We start from the raw sequence: 22,042 nt of genomic DNA on the forward strand, positions 1-22,042 counted from the left end.
CGCTGACCTGCTGAAGCGCACCGCAAAACGGCGGCCGACCTGGGCAAACGTCATTTCGACGTTACTCCCGGTTTGCCGCCGTTTTGTGTTGACCCGGTACCTGCTGTGTAACCGTCTACTGCTGGTTGCAATAAACACGCGCCAGGAGAATCATGGCCAGCATGAGCGGGGCATTCATCGTTCCTCCTGGCCAGGGCCGGCATCTCGATCTGGGCAACTTCGAGGCCGTAGTCCTGGCAACATCTGCGCAGACAGCTGGCCAGTTCACTCTGCTGCAGACGCAAAGTGAGCCGCCGGAGTTCGGTCCCCCACTCCACCTTCATCGTGATGCCGCCGAGGCGTTCTTTGTGCTCGAGGGCGAATACCTGATGTTCATCGAGGAGGAGCAAACTCTGTGTCCGCCCGGAACGTTTGTCTACGTACCGCGAGACACGCCCCACACGTTCAAGGTCGTTTCAGCGGGCCCTGGTAAGAAGCTGAACTTCTTTTCGCCTGCTGCCATGGTCCAGTATTTCGAGGAGTTGGCCGAAGCAGAAGCAACCGGCTCGGCGACGCCGGAACTGCTGGACGAGATCGCGGCCCGATGCAACGTGGATGTTCTTGGGCCGGTGCCGGACAGCTATCTCTGAGTCCGCTCAGTCTGAGTTCACCAACTTCCCGAAGAGCCGCATCCACCTGGTGGATGCGGCTCTCGCCGTTTCCGGCGAGTGAGACGGTCAAAGTCTAGTAGGTCAGGTGGAATACAGTCTTTTGGACTGTTCGTCCGCCTGAAAGGTTCCTGCTGATGAGTGTTGAGGTGCTGTGGTACATCCCGAACCAGGTCGATCCCGGGCATCGGGGAGACGACGCCGGGCAGGGGCACAACAGCTTGGAGCGGTTGACTGAGCTGGCCGGTCTCACCGAGGACCACGGCTGGGGTGGGGCCTTGATCGGGACGGGGTGGGGGCGGCCTGACACGTTCACGGTGGCTACGGCGCTGGCCGCGCGTACGACGACCTTCCAGCCGTTGATCGCGATCCGGCCGGGCTACTGGCAGCCGGCACACTTCGCGTCGGCGGCGTCGACGCTCGACCAGCTCACCGGCGGGCGGGTGCTGATCAACATCGTGTCCGGGCAGGACAACCTGGCGGCGTACGGCGACAGCGAGGGCGACCAGCCACAGCGGTATGCGCGGACGAAGGAGTTCCTGCAGTTGGTACGGCGGTTGTGGACCGAGGAGGACGTGACCTACGACGGCGAGTACTTCTCGGTCACCGGATCCACGGTCGCGACGCGTCCCGTCGTACGCGAGGGAAGGCTGCATCCGCGGCTGTACTTCGGCGGCGCGTCCGACGCCGCCCAGCGGGTCGCCGCGACCGAGGCTGATGTGCAGTTGTTCTGGGGTGAGCCGCTGGACGGGATCGCCGAGCGGGTCGGCAAGCTCCGCGCCTTGGAGTCTGAGCTCGGGCGTGAGCATCCCCCGCTCGAGTTCGGGCTGCGGATCACCACGCTCGTCCGCGACACCACCGAGGAGGCCTGGGCCGACGCGGAGGCGAAGGTCGCGCAGCTGGCCGAGGCTCAGGGCTCGCGTGATCGCCGGTGGTTCAAAGCGGTCGGGCAGCAACGGCTGCTGGACCTGGCCGAGCGGGGCGAGGTGCTCGACGACAACCTCTACACAGCGCCCGGCAAGTACGGCGGTGGCGGTGCCGGTACGACGTGGCTCGTCGGCTCGGCCGACGACGTCGCCAAGTCGCTCCGCAGGTACCAGGATCTCGGCATCACCCACTTCATCCTCTCGGATACGCCGTACCGCGACGAGATCGTCCGCATCGGCGACCAACTCCTCCCGCTGCTGAAGAACGGATCCTGACGGCCGGCTGGCCCCTTGGGCTGATGGGATGAGCTTGCCGCGCCAGGGAGTGTGAATCACTTGGACCGCATTCTGAGTGTGATCGGTTGATTACCGAGTGCCAGGGACGGGTAGGTGCTCAGTGAGGCAAGTGAGGGAGCGCTGATGGTCGTATATTTGCCGCGGTCCGCCTGGAATGCGCGACCGCCGAACGGGGGGCCGGGCAACCTGACGGTCTCCCGGGTCCAGGGCGCGGTGATCCACTGGCCCGGGACCGGGTCGACGAGACCCATCCACAGCCAGACGGCGGTGGCGTCGGCGCTGCGCGGGTGGCAGGACTTCCACATGGACGACCGTGGCTGGTCGGATATCGCGTACCAGGTCGCCGTCGACCAGGCCGGCCGGGCCTGGACGCTGCGCGGGTTGCGCGTCCAGTCCGGCGCCAACGGCAACGCTGATCTGAACGAGCGGTACGGCGCGGTGCTGCTGATCCTGGTCACCGGCGAGCAGCCGACCGCCGCGATGAAGGCGACCACCCGCGGAGTGATCGCCGACTTCCGCCGACTCTTCCCCCGCGGTACGGCGATCCGGCCGCACTCCGCGGTCCGGCCGGACGGCACCGACTGTCCCGGCCCGGCCGCCCGGGCCGCGATCGCCCGCGGCGACTTCACCCCGACTTCCTCGGAGGACGACATGACCCCCGCCCAGATGCAGGAACTGAAGAACTTCATCGAGGCCCGCAGCCAGGCCTACGCGCTCTGGGTGCACCGGCAACTGCGCCGCGACCTCTCCGCGGTGGTGAGGGCGTACGCGCTCGACATCAAGAACTACGAGCGCCAGACCGACGCCGCCGACGCCCAGCGCGCCGCCGCCGCGGTCTGGGCGACCGCACCCGACAACTTCCCGACGAACACCGAGCCGAAGCCCGCCCCGGACCCGCAGCCGGAGCCCGACCCCGGCACCGAGCCCGACCTCCTGCTCCCGGAGCCCGAACCGATGCCAACCGTCGACACCGCACCGGACGGCGCATCGGGCACCGACGGCAGCGCACCAGCCGCCGACGGAAGCGCACCGGTCGATGCCGCCGCGACCCCCGTAACTCCGGATGGAGCGCCGGATGCGCAGCCGGAGTCCGGCGCCGACCCAGAGCCCAACCCCGAGCCCAAGCGGTAGCCGTCAACCCAGTTGCTCAAAGCAACCTTCAATGTCCTGCGGCCTTCAGTACCCGCAGGGCGTTGAGGGTGATCAGCTCGTTCGGCCCGCTGCGGCCCCAGTCGACGACGTCCGGCGTACGGTCGCTGCCAGGCGGGTTCCACCACTGCCGTCCGGCGTACCAGAGCCCGTCGGCGTGCCGCTGCCGCTCCAGCTCGTCGAGCGCGTCACCGGCCCGCTCGTCGGTCACCAGCCCGAGCCGCGACAACACCAGCAACGCTTGCAGGATGTCGTAGTGCCAGTACGGCGGATAGCTCGGCCGCAACCACCTCTTGTTGATCACCTCGCCGGTCGACAGGCTGCGGAACACGCGGTGCTCCAGGAACAATTCCCCAGCCCGTACGGCGGCATCGCGAGCGGCCGTGTCGCCGGTAGCTCGGTAGTACTCGTGCAGCCCCCACGCGGCCGCATGCGTCTCGTGGAACGACGAACGCCGGCCTGAAGCGCTGCGGTCGCAGTTCCAACCGCCGTCAGGCCACTGCCACTCCAGCAGCCCTTCCGCCAGCTGCTGTACCCGCGGATCGCCCGCCATCCCCAGCCGGCTGCACGCCCCGAGCGTGTTCCCCTCGATCGACCCACACCGCCGTACGAGCCCGTCCACGACGCTCACGCCGTACTGCAGCGACCGCATCACCTCGGCCAGGTCGTACTCCGCAGCCGCCACCGCCCGCGGCTCCCCCGCCGGCACCTCCAGCTCCACCAACGAAACAATCCGCCAGTGCGCCCCGGTCCACTTCCGATAGGCCCGCTTGTCCGCGCAGGCGTCGGTCAGCAAGGCCCGCACCTTCGCCCCACTCAGCACATCCTCACCATGCGGCTCCCCCAGCAGGTCCCGCCGGGCCATCCCCCGCACCGCCGGCTCCTCAGACTCCAGCAACCATCCCACCGCATCCATCCACCCATTCTGTGTCGGTGCCTGGTGGTTGGGTAACCCAGTGGACATCACGGAGCTGTCGGAGCGGTACGGCGAGACAGCACGACGTCGACCTGCCCGCGGAGATCGAGCGCAAGTGGCTCGCCCACGAGCTCTAGTCCGTCTTCGGGCGTACGGCGAACATCACCGCGAGGACGAAGGCGGGGATGGCCAGGATCCAGATCGAGCTGAGGTTGAGGAGGGCCGGGACGAGACAGAGCAGCAGGAGGTCGAAGCCGCGGATCGGTTGGGAGAACATGCCGGGCGGGATCGCGCCCATCGGGGAGGCGACCAAGGGCCCCGCGTACGACGGAGGTCGCGCGGAGGCCTGCCGGACGGCGCCGGAGATGATGCCGGCCGCAACGGCGAAAGCCACCGGACCGTTGCCCAGCGCCGGAAGGGCGAGCAGAGTCCACAAGGCGGCGAAGAGCCCCGGCACGACGGCCATGATCACGCGCAGCTCGCGCAGGTCCATGCCGAGCGCCCGCGCTAGCCCGGTCGACCGGCACACCGACCGCAGACCGTCCATCAACGGCCGTACCGCGGCAAACCCGGCGAACCCGGCCGCGACCGGCACGAGCACGTGGAAGCCGGCACCCGCGATGGCGTACGGGACGACCAGCAGGGCGAACCCGATCACCAGCCGTCGCGGCCACCGCAGGATCCGCAGGAACTCCCGGTGCACCAGAGCGGCGCCCCGCGACCCCAGACCCCGCCGGGACCGAGCGCGGCCCTTCAACCGCCAGTGCCGGCCCGCGACCACGTCGGCGAGCATGCTGATGTCCAGGCTGCTCGCGGCCCCGGCCAGACCGGCCAGCAGTTCCCCACCGGCGATGACCGTCGTCCGGCTCAGCTTGGCGAGGGTTCGCCCGGTGACGACCACGATCGCCAGGACGACGACCAGGCACACCAGCCCGATCACCAGCAGACGCACCTGCTCGAGTGTGAGCAACGTGTCCGGCTCGACCGGACCCCACTGGGCGATCACGACATTCGCGCCCTGGACCTGGTCCGGCTCGGCTCGGGTCGCCAGCCACACCGCCGGGATCGCAGCGACAATCAGCAGCAGATCGGCGATCCAGAGCGTCCACCTGGTACGCACGGAAGATTGCTGCGCCCACACCGTCAGGCAGGCCACGCACACCAGCAACGAGGCCGTCAGCACCGACGCCTCCCCGATCCCCATCAACGGCCAGCCGAGCAGGGTCCAGGCGATCACTGAGACCAGCAGACCGGTCACGGCCACGACGGCGATCATCACCCGGTACGTCGGCCGGAGCAGAGCCGTCCGATCGACCGGAGTGGCCAGCAGCCAGAAACCTGCTGCCCGCGACGCGGACACCGGGCCGACGCTCAACAGGACCCGAAGCGTCGTTGCCACCAGCAACGGCACGAGGATCCAGGGCAGGTAGTACGCCAGCTCCATGCAGGACCATGACATGCACCGGGCGGCGTTCTCGTTGAGCTGCCGCAGCAGGTTGCCGCCGGACGCGCCCGCCATGGCGAGGGTGAACAGGACCAGGTAGACGTCTTCGAAAATCTGCCAGAAGGAACGGTCGGCGTGGCGGCGCCGGGTGGTCCGCATCCAGGCGCGGAGCGAGCGGGACGTCGGGATCGCACCGAAGTCGGCCGGGTCGAAGACGACCGGCCCGTCAGCTGAGCTCATGAAGCAGACCTCACCAGGAAGCTCATGGCAGCGGGGTGAGGGTGACGACGGAGTCGGCGACGGCTTCGACCAGGGCCGGGTCGTGGCTGGCGAACAGGATCGACGTACCGGCCTTCTTCTCCTCGATGAGGCGATCCGACAACCACTGCACGCCGTCGGTGTCCAGCCGCGCTTCGGGTTCGTCGAGGACCATCAGCTTGCGCGGCCGGACCAGCGCCGTCGCCAGTGCGAGGCGGCGGCGCTGACCCGAGGACAGCGAACCCGGCAGCTGGTCGGCGGCGGGCAGCAGGCCGATGTCGTCGAGCAGCGTGTCGACGAGGTCTTCCGGCGACGGGTTCCCGTGGGCGCGAGCGAGCAGGTCGAGGTGTTCGGCCGCGGTCAGGTCCGGGAAGAAGTCGAGGTCGTCGAGCAGGGTGGCGACGTCTCGTCGTACGGCGTCCGCACGCTCGTCGATCGGCAGACCTTCGAGCAGGATCGTGCCCGCCGCCGGATCCGCCGAGCCGACGATGCACTTGAGTACGGTCGTCTTGCCGGCGCCATTCGGCCCGACCAGTGCGACCGCCTCACCGGCGGCCAGGGTGAAGGTCAGACCTTCGATCACCGGCCGGTCGCCGTACTTGTGCTGCAACTCCTTCACGCTCAACCGAGCCGCGGCCTTGCTCACTTCTTGCGGACCAAGGTCAGTCCGTCGCCGATCCCGAGGATGACCACGTCGACGCGGTCGTCCTTGGCGATGTGCGCGTTGAACTCCTTGCGCTCGACCGGGTCCTGCGAGTGCTGACCGACCACGCGGCCGCCGGCCAGCGTGTTGTCGAACAGCATCAGCCCGTTCGGCCGGATCAGCGGCACCAGTCGCTCGAAGTAGTCGATGTACCCGGGCTTGTCCGCGTCCACGAAGGCCAGGTCGAACGAGCCGTCCAGCGCGGCCACCAGCTCGTGCCCGTCGCCGATCCGCAGCTCGATCTTCGCGGCGACCCCGGCGCGCTCCCAGTACCGGCGGGCGATCGAGGTCCACTCCTCGCTCGCGTCGAGGCAGATCAGCTGTCCGTCGTCCGGCAGCCCGCGGGCGATCGCGAGCGCGGAGAACCCGGTGAAGGTACCGATCTCGACCGCGCGGCGCGCGGAGATCAGGCGGGTGAGCGTGGTCAGAAGCGCCGCCTGGTCGGCGGTGGTCAGCATCACGGACACGTCGCCCAGCTGCTGGGTCTCCGCCACCAGATCGGCGGCGATGTCGTCCAGCGGCATCCCGTGCTCGACCATGTAATCGTGCAGCTCGTCGGTGACGAGTACCTGGTTCCCCATCGAAATTCCCGCCTTCTGTGTATTAGATCGGTCGCCTGTAGTCTCTATGGGTTGCTCGAACGCCGCACACCCACCCCACCGAGGAGCATCCCCCATGCGCATCGCCGTCGCCGGTTCGATCGCGACCGACATCCTGATGACGTTCCCGGGGCGGTTCAAGGACCAGTTCCTCGAGGAACAGATGCACAAGGTCTCGCTGTCGTTCCTGGTCGACGAGCTGGTCGTCCACCGCGGCGGCGTCGGCGCGAACATCTGCTACGGGATGGCCCAGCTCGGCCAGCCCTCGCTGCTGGTCGGCTCGGTCGGCGCCGACTTCGCCGAGTACGGCGCCGCGCTCACCGAAGCCGGCGTGGACGTGTCCCACGTCCGTGTGTGCCAGAACGTACACACCGCCCGGTTCACCTGTACGACGGACCTGGACGCGAACCAGATCGCCTCGTTCTACACCGGTGCGATGGCCGAGGCGCGAGAGCTCGACCTCGGTGCGATCCACGCCGCGACCGGTGGGATCGACCTGGTGCTGATCGGCGCGGACGACCCGGCAGGGATGCTCAAGCACACCGAGCTGGCGAAGGCGAACGGGATCGCCATCGCCGCCGACCCGTCCCAGCAGCTGGCCCGGATGGAGGGCGAGGAGATCAAGCGCCTCGTCGAGGGTGCGGAGTACCTGTTCACCAACGAGTACGAAGCCGGCCTGATGGTGCAGAAGACCGGTTGGAGCCACGACGAGATCCTGGAGCGGGTCGGCGTCCGCGTCACCACTCACGGCGGTGACGGCGTGGTGATCGAGAACACCGCCGGCATCCTGGCCAAGGTCCCGGCCGTCCCGGCCCCGAACCTGGTCGACCCCACCGGCGGCGGTGACGCCTTCCGGGCCGGCTACCTCACCGGCCGCGCAGCCGGGCTCGACCACGAAGCCGCCGCACAGATCGGCTGCACCCTGGCCACCACGGTCCTCGAAACCGTCGGCACCCAGGAGTACACCCTCGACCGCCCCACCTTCCTGACCCGCCTCGCCTCCGCCTACGGCTCCCCCGCCGCAGCCGCCGCAGCGCAGGCCCTCAACCTCAACTAGCGTGCTCCAGTAAGAGGACTGGGGTGATGCGTGCTCCGGTACGGGGACTGTGGTCACGCGTACTCCAGTAAGGGGACTGTGGGGGCGCGGCCCCCAGTCGTCCCACTGCATCACACGTCACCACATCCGCTTTACCCGAGCACGCGTCACCACACTCGCCTTCCCCGAGCACGCGTCACCTCAGCCGCCTACCCGAACCCGGCCTCGGGGCTCAGTGCTCGGGCTCAGTGCTCCGGGTTGCTGGCCCAGAGGCCGCGGACGTGGCTGATGTGGCGGCGCATGAGTTGTTCGGCGCCTTCGGCGTCTCGGGCCTCGACCAGGTCCATCAGTTCGTGGTGCTCGGCGGCGGACTGCACCAGGCGGCCGCTCTCGACCAGTGGGGTGAGGCCGAGCAGGCGGGTCTGCGACCGCAGGTCGGACACCACGTCGACCAGCTTCTGGTTTCCGGAGTACGCGAGCAGCGTGACGTGGAAGACCCGGTCCGCCTCGATGTAGGCGATCAGGTCCCCCGCCTCGGCCGCGACCACGATGTCCTGGGCCAGCGCCCGCAGCCGGGGGAAGTCCTCCACCGGGATCACCGGTACGACGTCCCGGATCGTCGGCGGCTCGATCAGCTGCCGCAACGAGGCCAGGTTGTCGAGGTCGTCGTCGGACATCTCGGTGACCCGGAAACCCTTGTTCCGCAGCGAGATCACCAGGCCCTCGCGGACCAGGTCGAGCATCGCCTCCCGCACCGGCGTCGCGGACACCCCGAACCGCGCGCCGAGCATCGGCGCCGAGTACACCTCGCCCGGCACCAGCTCGCCGGAGATCACCGCCGCCCGCAGCGCGTTGGCCACGCTGTCGCGCAGGTTCTCCCGCTGCTTCAGCCGCCGCACACTCGGTAGCGGCCCGATCGAATCGGCCGACATCCGCTCACTCCCCTCCCCGCATCGTCGGCCCCATTGTGAGGCACCAACCGTCGGACAGAATGGTCAACCCGCCCGTACGCCGCCGCCCACCGACCGGACCAACTCGGTCAACCGGCGGAACACCCGGTCCGACGAGAGCCCGTCGTGCTCGTACTCGTTCGTCACCCAGGCCTGCAGGTTCCCCACCCGCGCGGCCGTGTCCAGTTGCAGCCCCGAGTCGACGTACATGTCGTCGAAGTACACCGCCGCAGCCACCGGTACGTCGTTCGCCGCCAACCGGTCCACGTCGTACAACGGCGACCACTGCGGACGCGCCGCCAGCACCTCCACGGCCGCCTGGAAAGGACGCAGGACCCGGATCTCCGCGAACATCCAGGGGTACATCATCTCGCCGGTGAACAGCAGCGGCCGAGCCTCTTCGGCGAACTCCGGATGCAGCGCGCGCTCCGCCTCCGCCGCCCACCCCGTGGCGCCGGGGCCGGACCCGAAGATGCTCTCCTGCAACGCCGCGAACAACGGCCCGTCGGCGTACGACGACCGAGCCATCACCTGACTCAGGAACGTCTCCGACAGTTCGCCGGAGTCGAACGCCTCGTCGACCAGCCAGTGCATCCGCTCGTACCCGGGCTTCATCCCGAAGTCGATCCCGAGCGACTGGAAGCGCCGTACGGTCAGCCTGTCACCATCCGGCAGCCGTACGTCGGACGCCGCCAGCCGGTCCGCGATCGCCCCGACCGTCTCGACGTGCTGCGGGTAGCGCCGGTAGAACTCGCGGTTCTTCGCGGCCACACGCGGATACGTACGCCGATATACCTCGGCCGCCGACGGGTCGATCGAGGCCAGCCCACCGGTCACGTAGCAGGCGGTCAAACCCTCCGGCGCCTGCGAGAGGTACGTCAGCGTGAGGAATCCGCCGTAGCTCTGTCCCAGCGTCGACCACTTCCCGCCGCCGAAGACTGTCGTACGCAAGTGCTCGGCATCCCGGACGATCGAGTCGGCGCGGAAGCAGGCCAGGTAGTCCGCGCCCTCCTCGGCGGTGGCGAACGACGCCATCCGCCGCCCGGAGATCGGCGTACTCCGGCCGGTGCCTCTTTGGTCCAACAGGATGACCCGATAGGTCTTCAGCGCCTGCCCGATCCATCCGGACGGCTCGACCGGACGCGGCCCCTTGCCACCCGGCCCGCCCTGCAGGAACAGCAGACACGGCAGGTCGTCGTCCTTGCGCACTGGGTCGACCAACTCGCGCGCGAACACACTGATCCGTGCGCCGTCGGCCGCGGACCAGTCCAACGGGACCTCGACCGTGTGCTCCCGGACGTGCATCCCCGGGATGGTGTAGCTGGTCATGGGGCCTCCCGGCCTGGACTGAGGAGCGGAGGGAGCGAAGCGACTGGAGCGACGAGGGAAGGCCGGGAGTTCCAGCCCCATGACCCGCCGCGCCGGAGGCGTGGCATCAATACAGTCATTGAGCCCCCTTCGCCCGCGCCAGACGCTTCCGATCCCATTCCGGGTTGATCCGGGGTACGGCGGCCAGCAGCGTCTTCGTGTAGTCGTCGCGGGGCTCGCCGAACACCTGATCGCGTGACCCCAGCTCGACTATTCTGCCCTTGTTCATCACTGCGACGCGCTGGGAGATCTGCCGTACGACGGCCAGGTCGTGCGCGATGAAGATGTAGCTGAACCCGCTCTCCCGCTGCAGCCGCATCAGCAGTTCCAGGACCTGGGCCTGGATCGACACGTCGAGCGCGGACACCGCCTCGTCGCAGATCACCAGCTTTGGGTTCACCGCGAGCGCCCGGGCGATCCCGATCCGCTGCGCCTGGCCGCCGGAGAACTGCGCCGGGTACCGCTGGCAGTGGTCCGGATTCAGCCCGACCCGCTCCATCAGCTCCTGCGCGAACGCCCGCCGGCCACCCTTCGGCGCGATGCCTTGGTACGTCAGCGGCGCGGTGACGATCCGCTCGACCGTGTACCGCGGGTTCAGCGACGAGAACGGGTCCTGGAACACCACCTGCACGTTGTTCCGGAACCGGACCAGATCCTTGCCCCTGGCATGCGTCACGTCCTGCCCGTCGAACTCGACCGTCCCGCTGGTCGGTTCCAGCAGCCGGGCCGCGATTCGGGCCGTGGTCGACTTCCCACTCCCCGACTCCCCCACGATCGCCAGCGTCTCGCCCAGCTCGACGTCGAAGCTGACGTCGTCGACCGCGGTGAACGCCGCCTTGCGCGCCATCACCCCTTCGCCCCGGGTGACGAACTGCTTGGTCACCCCGCGCACCTCGAGCAAACTCATACTGCCCTACTTTCGGACGGCACCTCGTCGTCGATCCTCGGTACGGCGTCCAGCAGCGCCCGCGTGTACTCGTGCCGCGGCGCCGAGAACACCTGCTCGGCCGTGCCGTACTCGACCGCGTCGCCGGCGCACATCACCAGCACCCGCTGGGCGATCGAGCTGATCACCGCCAGGTCGTGGGTGATGAAGATCATCCCGGTGCCGGTGGTCGACTGCAGTTCGGCCATCAGCTCCAGGATCTGCGCCTGCACGGTGACGTCGAGTGCGGTCGTCGGCTCGTCCGCGATCAGCAGCGACGGCGAGCAGCACAACGCCATCGCGATCATGATTCGTTGCCGTTGGCCACCGGAGAACTGGTGCGGGTAGTGGTCGACCCGCCGGCCCGGGTCGGGGATGCCGACCCGTTCCAGCCCTTCGATCGCCACCCGCCGGGCCGCGCGGCGCGAACCACCCCGGTGCGCCCGGTACATCTCCTCGATCTGCAACCCCACGGTGTAGTAGGGATTCAGCGACGACAACGGGTCCTGGAACACCATCGAGATCGAGTTGCCGCGCACCGACTGCAGCTCCCGGTCGGTCCGCCCGAGCAACTCCGCTCCGTCCAGCCGGATGCTCCCCGTGGTCCGCGCGCCCCGGGGAAGCAGCCCGAGTACGGCGAGCGCCGTCATCGACTTGCCCGACCCGGACTCACCCACGATGCCGAGCGTCTCGTCCCGGCCGACCGTGAAGGACACGTTCTTCACCACGTCCACCGGACCACGGCTGGTCGGCAACGTGACCGTGAGGTCCTCCACCACAAACAGTTCGTCCCTCATGACGTTGTCACCCGCACTCTGGGGTCAAGGGCTGTGTACACCAGATCGACCACGACGTTGCCGATGACAACGAAGAACGCGGCCAGCAGGGTGACCGCCATGATCACCGGCTGGTCGTTCTTCGCGATCGAGTCGGCCGCCATCTTGCCGATCCCGTTCAGCCCGAACACGGTTTCAGTGATCAGCGCACCGCCGAGCAGGCCGGCGAAGTCCATCCCGAAGATCGTGGTGATCGGCGTCAGCGCCGGCCTGAGCGCATGCCGGCGCAGGATCAGCGGCCGGCTCAACCCCTTGGCCCGGGCGGCCCGGTAGTAGTTCTCGCCGAGCGTGTCGATCACGTTGGCCCGGGTCAATCGCGCGTACAGACAGGCGTAACCGACGGCCAGCACGGTCCACGGCATCAAGTACGACTCGAACCACAGCATCGGGTTGTCAGCGAACGCGGGCGCCGACGGGAACGGCAGGATCTGCAGCTTCACCACCAGCACGAACTGGAGCACCAGCGCGAGCACGTAGTTCGGCACACTCACCCCGCCGAGCGCGAGGGCCATCGCCGTACGGTCCCACCAGGTGCCTTGCCGGATCGCACTGATCAGACCGCCGATCACACCGGCGAGCAGCCACAGTACGGCGGCGCCGACAGCGACCGTGACACTGACGGGGAGGCGGGCGGTGATCATCGCCCACACCGACTCGTTGGTCTGGAAGCTGTAGCCGAGACAGGGCGCCGAGCAGTGCACCGAGCCGTAGTCGCGGCCGACGAAGATGCCCTGCAGGAACTCCCAGAACTGGGTCAGGATCGGCTGGTTGAGACCGAGCACGGCGCGGATCGAGTCGATGCGTTCCGGCGTACAGGTCTTGCCGCAGATCATCACCGCGGGATCCGGGGAGAGCTTGAAGAAGATCAGATAGGTGAACAGGCACACGGCCAGCAGGATCAACACCACCCCACCTATCCGTACAACCACGTACCGGGTCATGGGGCCTCCCGGCCTGGACTGAGGAGCGGAGGGAGCGAAGCGACTGGAGCGACGAGGGAAGGCCGGGAGTCAAAGCCCCATGACCCCGCCGGCGCCGAAGGCCCGGCCAAAAGCACAGTCACGCGGCGGCCTCCCCCTGGTCGACGACCGAGCGAATCTTGTCACCGAGCACCGTCAGCGAGAGGACAGTCAGGAACAGGAACGTGCCCGGGATCGCGAAGAACATCGGGTCGACCGAGTACCAGCTCACCGAGCTCGAGATCATCTGGCCCCAGGACGCGGTCGGCGGCGAGACACCGACGCCGAGGAAGGACAGACCGGCCTCGGTGCCGATGTAGCCGGGAATGGCCAGCGTGGTCATCACGATGATCGAGCCGCGCAGGTTCGGCAGGATCTCCCGGAACACCACCTGGACGTCCTTCGCACCGGACGCCCGGGCCGCCTCGACGAACTCCCGGTTGGCCAGCGTCATCGTCTGCCCGCGGATCACCCGGGCCAGGTACGGCCAGCCGAACGCGCTGATCACCACGACCAGGAGCACCGGACGGTTCCCGGCCGGCAGCGACGAGAGGATCGCGATCATGAAGATCAGCGCCGGGAACGCCATCAGGAAGTCCATCAGCCGCGAGATCACCTGGTCGACCCAGCCGCGGTAGAACCCGGCCAGCATGCCGAGGACGACACCGAGGATCCCGGTCAGCAGCGTCGCCGACAACGAGATCGTGATCGAGACCCGGGCGCCGTACACGATCCGGGCGAACAGGTCGCGGCCGTTCTGCGGCTCGACACCGAACCAGTGGTTCCCGCTGATCCCGCCGAGCGCGCCTTGCGGTACGCCGCCGAGGTCGGAGTTGATCGCGGCCGAGTCGAACTCGTACGGCCCCCAGCCGCTGAGCTTGGTGATCAGCGGCGCGGCGACCGCCATCAGGACCACGATCGCCAGGAACAGCAGGCACGCCAGCGCGCCCTTGTCCCGGGTGATCGTGGTGAGGATCCGCCGGCCCGAGGTCGGGGGACCGCCGGCCGCAGCCGGGGTCCCCACCTCCTCGATCTCGAGCAAGGTCGGGGTCGCAGTCATCGGCTACTTCCCGGCGTCCGCGAGACCGACCGAGACCAGGTCGATGCCGCCGGAGAACCCGTCGTGCAGGTAGGCGCCGGCGATGTTGCCGCCGACCAGCATCAGCACCTTCTCGTACAGCAGCGGGACGACCGGCGCGAGCTCCATGATCTGCTTGTCCAGCTCGCCGTACGCCTTGTTCGCCGCGGTCACGTCGGTCATCGCGGCGATCTCGTCGATCTTGGCGTTGACGCCCTTGTCGTTCAGCTGGGACAGGTTCGAGTTGCCCTTGGCGGTGATGTTGCGGCCGTCGAACAGCGGCGGCAGGAAGGTCGCGCCGGACGGCCAGTCCGGGCACCAGCCGGTGATGGCCATGTCCTTCTGCTGCGACGGCGTACCGATCACCTCGTAGTACGTCGAGGTGTCGATCGGGTTGATCTTGACGGTGATCTTCAACGGCTCCAGCGCCTGCTGGACCGCCACCGACATCGCCTGCATCTTCGGCTGGGTCCGGGAGTCCAGGGTCAGCGTGAAGCCGTCCGCCACACCGGCCTCGGTGAGCAGCGCGCGGGCCTTCTCGATGTCACCCTTGTGATCCGGGCTCGGATACGGGTCGTAGTCCACCCGGCCGGCCACCGTCGGCGGCTGGATGCTGGTGGCGATCTCGGCGAGCGTGGAGCCGCCGACCGCGTCGCGCACCGTCTGCTTGTTGATCGCGAGGTTGATCGCCTGCCGGACGCGGACGTCGTTCAGTGGCTTCTTGGTGGTGTTCAGACCCATGTACGTCGTACAGCCGCCGAGGCCGGTCATCGTGCGCTGCTTGAGCTGTGGGGTCTGGATCCGGGCCACACTCGCGGCCTGGACGGTGCCGGCGATCGCGTCGACGTCGGTGCCCTGGCCGGCGATCATCCGCTCGTCGATGGTGGCCGGGTCGAGCCCGAACGTCCACTGGAACGCGTCCGGGTTCGCGGCCCGGACATCGTCGGTCTTCTTGTCCCACTTGTCGTTGCGGACCAGCTTGAGCGAGGCGCCCGGCTTGTACTCGGCCAGCTTGTACGGACCGGATGCGATCGGCTTGCTGTCCAGTTGGTTGCCCGCGCCCTGGCCCTTCGGAACCGGCACGAAGGAGTTCTGCGCGACCACGCTGCCGAAGTCGGCGTAGGGCTTCTTCAGGTGGAAGACGATGGTCTTCGCGTCCGGTGTCTGGATGGTCGGCAACTCACCCGACTTGTACGGGCCCTGGTAGTTGGCCGGCGCGTCGATGATCTGCTTCGCGTACGGCGACCCGATGCCGAGCTCGGGGTCCCAGGCCCGGGACACGCCCCACTTCACGTCCGCGCTGGTGATCGGCGCACCGGTCTCGAAGAACAGCCCGTCCTTCAGCGTGAAGGTCCAGGTCTTGCCGCCGTCGGACGGCTTGCCGGTGTCAGTGGCCAGGTCGGCCACGATCTTGGTGCCCTCGGCACCGGGTGCGGCGCCCTGCGTGGTCAGGGTCCGGTAGATCAGCCGGTAGAAGTTGTTGACACCACCGTCGAATCCCCGAGCCGGGTCGAGGTGGGAGAAGCCCGCGTTCGCGAGCACTTGGAGTGTTCCGCCCTGCGCGGCCTTGCCACCCGGCCCGGCCGACTCGGCCGCATCGGTCGCGCCGCCACCGGAGCAGGCGCTGACCGCCAGCGCGCCGGACAGCACGAGCCCCACTAGTGCCGATCTCTTCATCTGCCTTCTTTCAGTTCGCGGCGCGCAGCCATACACGCATGGCCTGTGCCTCACGGTTGCCCCAGAGGAAGTACGGGACGAGTGTCACCGGCACTTCCCTGATGGCGGTCTGGTCTTGGTGATCAGTGATCACGGGATAAAGTTCATGAGCCGGCGACGGCGCCACCGCACTCGTCAGCTCGAGTACGACGGCATCCACTCCGGCGATCGCCTGCTCGTGTGCTGTGGCTTGGCCAACCGCACCAGGTGTCAGCAACAGATCGTCGACCGCCGCGGCCGAATCTTGTTGCTCAACGCAATAGACAAGCGGCCCCCGGGCGACAGCGATCGCACCTCGGGTGGCATCCAGGTACGGATGCGACCCATGCGCCCTAGGTGCCATCGGCAACGTCAACCGAACGACGTCTCCGACAACGAATCGCCGCCGCACCACGGCCCAGCCGTCGCGCACGGCCGCGCCGTCGACCTCGGCATCTGTGCACCAGCTCGGTATGCGCAGGGCGATCGCCTGCTCCTCCTGCGGCGCCTTGTCGATGGTGATCGTGACTTCGCCGTCCCACGGGTAGTTGGTCTGGACGGTTACGGCCAGGGCGCCGGTGCTGATGCGTGCATCGCCGTACAAACCCAGGTAGAGCGTGTCGGAACGCTGTGCGGCGATGTGGTCCTGGAGTTCGGACATCCAGCGGACGATGTTCGGCGGGCAGCACGGGCAGCCGAACCACGACCGCCGCAACGGCTCCCCGCCGCTCTCCGCACCGGAGCGCTGCTCGTGGTCCGGCCGCCGCTGCAACGGGTTGTCGTAGAAGAACGCCGTACCGTCGGCCGAAAGCCCAACGCCATAAGCGTTGTAGAGCACAGTCTCGTAGACATCCAGGTAGGACGCCTTGCCCGTCGCGAGGAACATCCGCCATGCCCACTGCATCGTCGCGATCGCGGCACACGTCTCGGCGTACGCGCGCTCGGACGGCAACTCGTAGCGGTCACCGATCGCCTCGTCGGAGTGCCGGCTGCCCAGTCCCCCGGTGAAGTACAGCTTGGTCGCGACCATGTCGTCCCACAACCGCTCCAAGGCTTCGAGCAGCGTCGGGTCGCCGGTCTCGAGGTGGACGTCCGCGGCACCGGCGGCGAGATACGCCATCCGTACGGCGTGACCTGTGACGGACGGGAGCTCACGGAACGGCGCGTTGTCCTGGAAGTACTCGGCCGGAAAGATCGTGTGCTTCAGCTTCCCCTGGCCGCGACGCTCGACGAACAGTTGCGCCTGCGTCAGATAGTCCTCGGTGCCGGTTTCTCGATACAACTCGACCAGCGCCATCTCGACCTCGGGGTGCCCGTCCACCACCTCCTCGCCACCCTTGCCGAACTTCCGGACGACGAGATCCGCGAATCGGATGGCGATGGTCAGCAGTCGACTGTCGCCCAGTCGGCGATTGGCCGCGACGGCGGCCTGGATCAGGTGGCCGAGGTTGTAGAGCTCGTGTCCCCAGCCGAGGTCGGACCACGGCTGCTTGGGCTGGTCCGGGTCCTGGAAGTACGAGTTCAGGTAGCCGTCCTCGGCCTGGGCCTGCTCGAGAAGCCCGACCACCTCGTCGAAGAACTCGCGTGCTCCGGCCGGCGCGTCGTCGCGGCCGATCTCGTAGGCGAGACCTTCGAGGGTCTTGTAGAGGTCGGTGTCCAGGAACGGGTACCGCCCGCGATACGTCCCGACCGACGGGTCCGCCAGCCGGCGGAGGTTGTCCAGGTTCCCCGCCTTCCGCAACTCCCCGAGCGAGTGCGGGATCGTCGCCTCCCGATTCCGCCGCTGCCACTCGCCCAGCAGCCCACCGGTCAGCTCCACCTCACCCACCGGCGCAACCACGCCCGAACTCGTCCGCACCGCTCCACTCATCCAACCGCTCCAGTACCGTGTGACATTGCACAGACCCTAAGTGCAATGTCACACCTTGCCAAGAGATTCCGGAAGACGTTTACACGTCGGAGACAACTTGCGCTCTGTGCATGGACGGTTACAGGCGGGGGTCCACCGGCTCTGACTCGAGGGCCAGGACGGCAAAGACGCACTCGTGGATGCGCCACAACGGCTCACCCCGGGCGGCTCGATCCAGGGCTTCCAGGCCGAGGGCGTACTCGCGCAGGGCCAGGGAGCGCTTGTGACCGAGGTTGCGATCGCGGAGGCGGTCGAAGTTGGCCGGCTCGGTGTAGTCGGGGCCGTAGATCAGGCGCAGGTACTCCTGTCCGCGCACCTTCAGCCCCGGCTGGGCCAGCCCCTTCGCCGTCCGGGTCAGGTTGGCGGCCGGCTTCACCACCATCCCCTCGCCGCCAGCCCCGGTGAGCTCTTCCCACCAGGCGACCCCGGCATCCCAGTCGCCTGCGTCGACAAACAGCCGCCGCGTCGGCGTGATCAGCGACGGATCAACGGCCACCAGCCGGTCGGCGATCCCGAGGTGCCACGCATGCGGCCGATCCTGGTACGTCGTCCCCTCCGACGCGAGCACCTGGAAGGGCGCCAGCCGAACCCCTTCGAGCCCAGCAGTCGGCCAGCAGTACCGTCGATACGCTTCGGTGAAGCGCGCAGCATTCACCGTACGCCGCTGGATCCGGGCCAGCTGATCACCCACCTCGAGGCCGGCCGCGACCGCCGCCTCCAACGCCGCGGTTGCCGCTGGCAACGACGTACGCGCGGCCGCACCGACAGCGGCGTACTGGTTTCGGAGCAGGTCTTCGGCCTTGGCGCTCCACGGCAGCAGCTCCGCGTCGAGCAGGAGCCAGGAAGTGTCCAGCTCGTCGAAGACCCCGGCCTCGACGACGACCCTCCGCAGCCGAAGCAGCAGCTCGTCCGTGAGCGGGGCGTCGAAGAACGACCGACCGGTACGCGTGTGGATGGCACCGCGACCGGCCAGGCCGAAGCGCTTCTCGGCAACGTCGTCGTCGCGGGTCAGCAGCACGACCGCGCGCGACCCCATGTGCTTCTCCTCGCACACGAGCTCGCTCACCCCTTGCGCGCGGTAGGTTTCGAACGCCTGCAGCGGATGCTCGAGCACCCCAGGTACCGGTGAGGTGGCGACCGGGCTCATCGTCGGCGGCAGGTACAGCAGGAACCGCGGGTCGATCGCGAACCGGCTCATCACCTCCAGCGCCGCACCCGCCTGCTCCGCCCGGATGCTGAGCCGGCCGTGCGTCGCGGTCTCGATCACCCGCCGGCCGGTGACATCGGTCAGTTCGAGTACGTCGGGCTCGCGGGCCGGCGCGGTTGCCACGTGCAACGGCTTGGCCGGCGGGTAGTACTCCGCGGCGGCCTGGACCGAGACCAGCTCGCGCTCCGGATAGCGCAACGCGGTCAGCGATCCGCCGAAGACACAGCCGGTGTCGAGGCAGATCGTGTTGTTGATCCACTCCGGCTCCGGAGTCGGAGTGTGCCCGTAAACGACCATGGCGCGACCGCGGTACTCGTTCGCCCACGGGTAACGGACCGGCAGACCGAACTCGTCCGTCTCACCGGTCGTCTCGCCGTACAGGCAGAACGAACGGACCCGTCCGGACGCACGGCCGTGCATCCGCTCGACCAGGCCGGCGTGCGATACGACCAGCCGCCCGCCATCGAACACGTAGTGCGAGATCAGGCCGTCGATGAACGTCTCGACGGCGTCGCGGAACTCCGGCGGCTCCGCGGTCAACTGCTCGAGGGTGGTCTCGAGACCGTGGCTGATCTTGACGTTGCGGCCTCTCAGGGCCTTGAGCAACTTGTCCTCGTGGTTGCCCGGTACGCAGTAAGCGTGGCCGTTGGCAACCATTCCCATGACCAGACGCAGGACGCCGGGAGTGTCCGGACCGCGGTCGACCAGGTCGCCGACGAAGACCGCGCGACGATCCGGGTGTACGGCGTCGATCGCACGGCCGGCCTCGTCGCGGTGGACGTTGTAGCCGAGATCGACGAGCAGCTGCTCCAGCTCGGCACGGCAGCCGTGGACGTCGCCGACGATGTCGAACGGGCCGGTCTGATCGGTCAGGTCGTTGAAGAGCCGGGTTCTTTCGATGCTGACGGCATCGATCTCCTCGACGCTGTCCAGCACGTGCACAGTGCGGAAACCCTCGCGCTTCAGGCTGCGCAGACCGCGCTTGAGCTGCGACCGCTGCCGCGCGATCACGTTCGCACCGAACTGCCGGTCCGGCCGCTGCTCGTTGCGCTCGACACACACCCGCTCAGGTGGATCCAGAACGATCGCCACCGGCAACACGTCGTACTCACGCGCCAGCGCGACCAGCTCCTTCCGCGCCTCCGGTTGCACGTTCGTCGCGTCGACCACCGTCAGCCGGCCGGCCGCAAGACGCTTCCCCGCGATGAAGTGCAGCACCTCGAACGCATCCTTGGTCGCCGCCTGATCGTTCTCGTCATCAGACACCAACCCACGACAGAAGTCGCTGGAAACCACTTCAGTCCGCAAGAAATGCTTCCGCGCAAACGTCGACTTCCCCGACCCGCTGGCACCCACCAGAACGACCAGAGAAAGCGCCGGGACCTGGATCGCCGCCATCAGTTGGTCACCTTCTCCCGGAGCTTGAAGAGAGCCAGCTGGGTCGGCGGACCCACCTCCGGATCCACCGCACCGACGGGACGGAATTCCACTGAATAGCCGTACATGTCGGCTACTTGGCTCGCCCAGTGGGCGAACTCCGGGCGGGTCCATTCGAAGCGGTGGTCGGGGTGGCGGAAGGTGCCCGCGGGGAGAGAGTCGAAGCGCACGTTGTACTCGCTGTTCGGGGTGGTGACGACGACAGCACCTGGGCGGGCGGTCTGGAACACGGCCTTGGCCAGCGCCGGGAGGCGTGGCGGGTCGACGTGCTCGATCACCTCCATCAGGACGGCGGCGTCCAGGCCGGCCAGGCGATGGTCGGCGTACGTGACGGACGACTGGAGGAAGCGAAGGCGGTCCCGCTGGCGGTCCGGGAGGTCGTCGTAGTGGAGCCGTCGTTTCGCGCTGATCAGCGCGCGAGCGGAGACATCGGTGGCGACCAGCTCGCCGACCATCGGGTCCTTCAGGAGTTCACCGACCAGGGCGCCCTCACCACACCCCAGGTCCGCGATCCGGCGCGCTCCGAGCTCCTTCAGTACGGCGGCTACCGACGTCCGGCGCTCGACGGCCAGCGACACCGGGCCCTCCTCCGATGCGACCTCCGGCTCGGCCACCCCGTCCGCCTCGGCCAGGCGTTCGAGGGCGGAGTCGGCGAGGTAGCGACGGTGGGCGAGATAGCGGCGCGAGATCAGCTCCTTGTCCGGGTGCGCACCGAGCCAGCCCTCGCCGGCTCGCACGAGCTTGTCGACCTCGTCCGGACCGACCCAGTAGTGCTTGGCGTCATCCAGGACCGGCAGCATCACGTAGAGGTGGTTGAGCGCGTCGGCCAGCCGGAGTACGCCGGTCAGCCGCAGGTCGACGTACCGGGACGGACCCCACGCGGGGATCTCTGGGTCGAGCGGCACCGGACGAGCATCGACGTTCCAGCCGAGCGGGGCGAACATGCGCTCGGCCAGCGCTGCGCCGCCGCTGCACGGAAGCGCCGGGACGTGGATCTCGAGCGGGATCGCCCGGGCGGCGAGCTCGGGCCGGGCGTCACAGCGGCCGTTCATCGCGGTCCGGAAAAGCTTGCCGAGCGCTACCGCGAGCAGGCTGGACGCGGCGTACGGGCGATCGTTCACGTACTGCCCGAGGGTGAATCCTTCCGACGCCTTGCCCCGGCCTGACCGCACCAGTGCGATCGGATCGATCTCGAGCAGGACGGCCGCCGTACACCGATCGTCTGTCGCTTCCGGGTAGAAGACGTGCGCCGTACCACCGGTGATCTCGATGCTCTGCGGTCGCGCCGGGTTCTTGTGCAGCAGGAAGCCGAAATCGCTCGCGGACGCGCCGACTCCGGCGAGGTCGGTGGCAAGGGTCAGAATCACTTCCGTATTCGATCACGCCGAAAGCCCGGAACCACTTTTTTGAATGCCCAGGAACCCACCTATTTGTCAGGAGTTGAGCGCGTTTCCGCCGCCTGGGCTGGATCGAAGACCAAGACACGCGGAAAGAGGGGCTGGCGCGCTGGCCGGAATGGTTCTAGCTTGTTTTGAGAAGATCAGTCGCTACAGACCGTCCTTCCCCGCTGACAGTCCGTATTGTCCCCCGGTTTGTGGCGATCGCCCACCCACGCCGACCACGGGGAAAGGACCATGGGAGCACCCTCAGGCCAACGAAGTTCCGACCGACCAGGCCACCACAGTTTCGACCGTCCAGGGCAG

Annotated in this window: 18 protein-coding genes; 4 read left to right on the forward strand and 14 right to left on the reverse strand. The window is 68.1% G+C overall.

From position 1 onward, the window contains the following. Window positions 1-152: 152 nt before the first annotated feature. The 3 genes from AB0F43_RS03015 to AB0F43_RS03025 all read left to right on the forward strand — a co-directional run bounded on the left by AB0F43_RS03015 (window position 153) and on the right by AB0F43_RS03025 (window position 3,001). A complete protein-coding gene (locus tag AB0F43_RS03015; protein WP_360469808.1) occupies window positions 153-629 on the forward strand; it encodes a cupin domain-containing protein in 477 nt (158 codons plus the stop codon). 155 nt (window positions 630-784) lie between these two features. Next, the gene (locus tag AB0F43_RS03020) at window positions 785-1,849 is read left to right on the forward strand and encodes an LLM class flavin-dependent oxidoreductase (RefSeq protein ID WP_360469810.1); all 1,065 of its coding nucleotides are present in this window, start codon (window positions 785-787) and stop codon (window positions 1,847-1,849) included. Between the two features lie 144 nt (window positions 1,850-1,993). Continuing rightward, window positions 1,994-3,001, forward strand: coding sequence for a hypothetical protein (locus tag AB0F43_RS03025; RefSeq protein WP_360469813.1), 1,008 nt, complete (start codon window positions 1,994-1,996; stop codon window positions 2,999-3,001). Between the two features lie 28 nt (window positions 3,002-3,029). Here the strand turns inward: AB0F43_RS03025 and AB0F43_RS03030 are convergent, their stop codons facing one another. From AB0F43_RS03030 to AB0F43_RS03045, 4 genes are all read right to left on the reverse strand, one after another. After that, the gene (locus tag AB0F43_RS03030) at window positions 3,030-3,935 is read right to left on the reverse strand and encodes a hypothetical protein (protein WP_360469816.1); all 906 of its coding nucleotides are present in this window, start codon (window positions 3,933-3,935) and stop codon (window positions 3,030-3,032) included. A 133-nt stretch (window positions 3,936-4,068) separates the two neighbouring features. Next, window positions 4,069-5,619, reverse strand: coding sequence for a DUF6297 family protein (locus AB0F43_RS03035; protein WP_360469818.1), 1,551 nt, complete (start codon window positions 5,617-5,619; stop codon window positions 4,069-4,071). A gap of 22 nt (window positions 5,620-5,641) precedes the next feature. Further along, window positions 5,642-6,283: an ABC transporter ATP-binding protein gene (locus tag AB0F43_RS03040; protein ID WP_360469820.1), complete on the reverse strand. Its 642-nt coding sequence runs from the start codon at window positions 6,281-6,283 to the stop codon at window positions 5,642-5,644. Further along, window positions 6,280-6,921 (reverse strand): class I SAM-dependent methyltransferase, encoded by a 642-nt coding sequence (locus AB0F43_RS03045; protein ID WP_360469823.1) that lies wholly within the window; start codon window positions 6,919-6,921, stop codon window positions 6,280-6,282. Before AB0F43_RS03045 ends, AB0F43_RS03040 begins: the two co-directional genes overlap by 4 nt. Window positions 6,922-7,015: 94 nt before the next feature. Here AB0F43_RS03045 and AB0F43_RS03050 point away from each other — a divergent pair, with 94 nt between their 5' ends. Beyond that, complete coding sequence (locus AB0F43_RS03050; RefSeq protein WP_360469826.1) at window positions 7,016-7,996, forward strand: carbohydrate kinase family protein; 981 nt, start codon at window positions 7,016-7,018, stop codon at window positions 7,994-7,996. 224 nt (window positions 7,997-8,220) lie between these two features. Here AB0F43_RS03050 and AB0F43_RS03055 read toward each other — a convergent pair whose 3' ends face one another. The 10 genes from AB0F43_RS03055 to AB0F43_RS03100 all read right to left on the reverse strand — a co-directional run bounded on the left by AB0F43_RS03055 (window position 8,221) and on the right by AB0F43_RS03100 (window position 21,706). Beyond that, entirely contained in the window at window positions 8,221-8,907 is a 687-nt protein-coding gene (locus tag AB0F43_RS03055) for a GntR family transcriptional regulator (protein WP_360469829.1), read from the reverse strand. A 63-nt stretch (window positions 8,908-8,970) separates the two neighbouring features. Then, on the reverse strand, window positions 8,971-10,254 hold the full coding sequence (locus tag AB0F43_RS03060) for an alpha/beta fold hydrolase (protein ID WP_360469831.1): 1,284 nt from the start codon (window positions 10,252-10,254) through the stop codon (window positions 8,971-8,973). A gap of 115 nt (window positions 10,255-10,369) precedes the next feature. Next, a complete protein-coding gene (locus AB0F43_RS03065; protein ID WP_360469834.1) occupies window positions 10,370-11,200 on the reverse strand; it encodes an ATP-binding cassette domain-containing protein in 831 nt (276 codons plus the stop codon). Continuing rightward, window positions 11,197-12,015 carry an ABC transporter ATP-binding protein gene (locus AB0F43_RS03070; protein WP_360469837.1) on the reverse strand — a complete coding sequence of 273 codons (819 nt, stop codon included), beginning with the start codon at window positions 12,013-12,015 and terminating at the stop codon, window positions 11,197-11,199. Before AB0F43_RS03070 ends, AB0F43_RS03065 begins: the two co-directional genes overlap by 4 nt. After that, the gene (locus AB0F43_RS03075) at window positions 12,012-12,995 is read right to left on the reverse strand and encodes an ABC transporter permease (protein WP_360469840.1); all 984 of its coding nucleotides are present in this window, start codon (window positions 12,993-12,995) and stop codon (window positions 12,012-12,014) included. Before AB0F43_RS03075 ends, AB0F43_RS03070 begins: the two co-directional genes overlap by 4 nt. Window positions 12,996-13,113: 118 nt before the next feature. Continuing rightward, window positions 13,114-14,073, reverse strand: a complete 960-nt coding sequence (locus AB0F43_RS03080) for an ABC transporter permease (RefSeq protein ID WP_360469843.1) — start codon at window positions 14,071-14,073, stop codon at window positions 13,114-13,116. Between the two features lie 3 nt (window positions 14,074-14,076). After that, on the reverse strand, window positions 14,077-15,768 hold the full coding sequence (locus tag AB0F43_RS03085) for an ABC transporter substrate-binding protein (protein WP_360469846.1): 1,692 nt from the start codon (window positions 15,766-15,768) through the stop codon (window positions 14,077-14,079). Between the two features lie 10 nt (window positions 15,769-15,778). Further along, complete coding sequence (locus AB0F43_RS03090; RefSeq protein WP_360469849.1) at window positions 15,779-17,656, reverse strand: beta-L-arabinofuranosidase domain-containing protein; 1,878 nt, start codon at window positions 17,654-17,656, stop codon at window positions 15,779-15,781. Between the two features lie 118 nt (window positions 17,657-17,774). Continuing rightward, a complete protein-coding gene (locus AB0F43_RS03095; RefSeq protein ID WP_360469852.1) occupies window positions 17,775-20,300 on the reverse strand; it encodes a polynucleotide kinase-phosphatase in 2,526 nt (841 codons plus the stop codon). Further along, the gene (locus AB0F43_RS03100; protein WP_360469854.1) at window positions 20,300-21,706 is read right to left on the reverse strand and encodes a 3' terminal RNA ribose 2'-O-methyltransferase Hen1; all 1,407 of its coding nucleotides are present in this window, start codon (window positions 21,704-21,706) and stop codon (window positions 20,300-20,302) included. Before AB0F43_RS03100 ends, AB0F43_RS03095 begins: the two co-directional genes overlap by 1 nt. Between the last annotated feature and the right edge of the window lie 336 nt (window positions 21,707-22,042).

The sequence above is a fragment of the Kribbella sp. NPDC023972 genome (assembly GCF_040639075.1).
Classification (GTDB): Bacteria; Actinomycetota; Actinomycetes; order Propionibacteriales; family Kribbellaceae; genus Kribbella.